At 49.9% G+C, this 2,587-nt stretch carries 2 protein-coding genes; one reads left to right on the forward strand and one right to left on the reverse strand.

The window, feature by feature from the left end; all coding sequences use genetic code 11:
- The coding region (locus JX312_RS12090) for a TonB-dependent receptor (RefSeq protein WP_204458148.1) at positions 1–239 on the forward strand (239 nt) is incomplete at its 5' end.
- 2,148 nt (positions 240–2,387) lie between these two features.
- Here the strand turns inward: JX312_RS12090 and JX312_RS12095 are convergent.
- The coding region (locus JX312_RS12095; protein WP_204458149.1) for a hypothetical protein at positions 2,388–2,587 on the reverse strand (200 nt) is incomplete at its 5' end.

The following is a 2,587-nucleotide window of genomic DNA, read 5'->3' on the forward strand; positions in this document are numbered from 1 at the left end:
CACTTGCCGACCCGTGGGAGATTCCATGGGGCAACGAACTCGACCTTTCCTGCAGCTACAGCTTCAAGATCGGCGGACTCAACGCCACTGTCTACGGAAACGTCTTCAACCTGTTCGACTACTATTATGTCAAGGATGCGCAGACTCCTTACAACGAGAACGGAACATGGAGAAATGCCACATATGCCGTATATTCTTTCGGCCGCACATTCTCCCTGAAATTAAAAATCAATTTCTAAGAAACTACCGAAATGAAAACATATATAAAGAATACACTTCTTGTCGGAGCTGTGTCACTTGGCATGATGTCGTGTAGCGAAAACAGCTGGAACGACCATCTTGACGGCTTTACGGGGGGACCGGACTTTTCCAATGTCCAGACTCTCGATTATACACTTGAGGTGTCAGACTATGAGCTTATCGCCAAGAATTCCGCCAACAAAGCACTTGCCGAGTCAGCCGGTGTGGCAGACGAACTGAAGGCTGTCGGCTCCCTCGGATATCTCAACGACAAGATTCTTCCAGCTGAGTACATTCCTAATCTGCTTCAGGATCCCGGTTTCAAGTATTTCACTCTTTCCGGTGGTTCATCGATCAATGTCACCTACAGGATTGCAAAGAACCTTCCCGAAGAGATGGTAAACATGAATGCCGCTTCCTCCTACACAGTGACCAAGGAAGATTATCAGGAGGCATACGGAAGCGAAGAGGATTATGCCGAGAGTTTCTCGCCCATGGCGACGGCAGCCGGCAATATCCCCGGCATCCTCAAGAGCAACTTCCCCGATGCAGCGGCAGGCGAGTATGTGCTTGTGAACTATAACAACTCTGAGACTTCTCCCGTATTCAATACACCCGAGGATACGTTCGAGCCCAGCGATATTCTCAAAGATGCAAAAGCCGGCGATGATGTCACAGTCAACGGTGTCGTGACCGGAGTCTGCGCGCGCGGCTTCATATTCTCGGACAAAGGCGCTTCCGTACTTGTTTATCTCGGAAGTTCTTACGACGGCAGCTATGTTCTCGGTGACCGGCTTGAGATTTCCGGCACGGTCGGTGTCAACAACAACGGTCTTCAGTTCGGAGAAAGCGCCACTATCAAGAAAGTCGGACAGGAAAGCAGTGTGACATATCCTGCGGCAAAAGTATATACCGGCGCCGATATGGATGCTGCAATCCAGACCACCGACAACTTCACCGCTGTATACTGCAGCATTACGGGAAAGGTATCCGTATCGGGCAACTATTACAATCTTATGGTTGACGGCGCATCCACATCGCAGGGCAGTTTCTACATGCTGACCGATGCGCAGAAAGCCATGCTCAAGGATGGCGAGACCTGCACTGTAAACGGTTATTTTGTAAGTATCTCCAAATCCGGCGGCGTGCCTAAGTTCTTCAACATTCTGCTCACCGGTGTTGAATCATCTGCAAAATCCCCGGCGAATGTCAAGCGTCGTGTAGCCACAATCGCAAACACAGCTGTATCCTCCCTGTATCTTTATGACGGCTCGAAATGGGCACCGGCAACAGATGTCACTGTGCTTCAGCCTTCGGATTACAAGCAGATGGGAGTATCCGGAAACGCTCTTACAGCCGATGAAGCGAGAACAATGATACCTATGTTCCTTTCAAGAACATATCCTTATGCCGCAGCAGAAACAAGCAAGTATGTGCTTTATTCTCTGAAAGGGAGTGACGGGACAAGCTTAAGAAGCGTGGAATATACCTATGACGGAACCCAGTGGGTTGACTCCATTTCCGAGGAAGGTGTGATTACGGAGACAAACCAGTTCGTGTTCAAGTCAAGCGGCTGGAAGATGGATCCCTCTATCTCGCTGGTTCTCCCGCGCGGCAAGAACCAGGCGACGAGCATGTGGTTCTATCAGGCTGCAGTCGACTGGGTGAGCGCCAATATAGAGAATGCCTCGTCATGGGTAGACAGCTACGGCACCGGAGAATATTATTCAGGTTGTTCGGCATATCAGGGCAATGTGAATTTCAACAGTTCGTATGCTACGCTTCTGAGTTACTATCCGGGCGTGCAGCCGGAGGAAATCGTGAAGATGATGAAGAGCCGTTTCGAGCATGAGACAGGTCCTGGCGCACTTTCTCTTCTCTATCCCAACATGGCTCCGATCGAAGGTCTTGAGCCTACAGTGACAGTCACCTTCACCGCCTGGACAACCGGCGGCGCGAATGTGGAGTACACGATTGTGTGGAAATGCGTGGAGAAAGGTAAATTCGAATTCGTTTCCTGCACATGGNACGATGCTCCGGCTGAATAAACGATCCAATCCATATATACAAGAAAACGCGTCAGAAATTTCTGACGCGTTTTCTTGTATATATGGATTGAAACCGGAGTAATCTTTTGGAAACGGCATTCAAAGCAGAGCGGCGGAGCGGCGGATGAACGCGGATAATGCCTCACCTTTCAGAAGTCCGCTCTGAAGAAGGGCAAGGTCTATTATCTGTTTCACATTTGCCACACCTGCAGCGTATTCCTTGATGACAGCTTCCTCCTTCTCGCGGCTTTTGCCAACCTCGGCCTCAAGATCAGACACCTGCTTGTTGATAGCTTCCT

The organism is Barnesiella sp. CU968 (genome assembly GCF_905219685.1).
GTDB classification, from domain to species: domain Bacteria; phylum Bacteroidota; class Bacteroidia; order Bacteroidales; family Muribaculaceae; genus Lepagella; species Lepagella muris_A.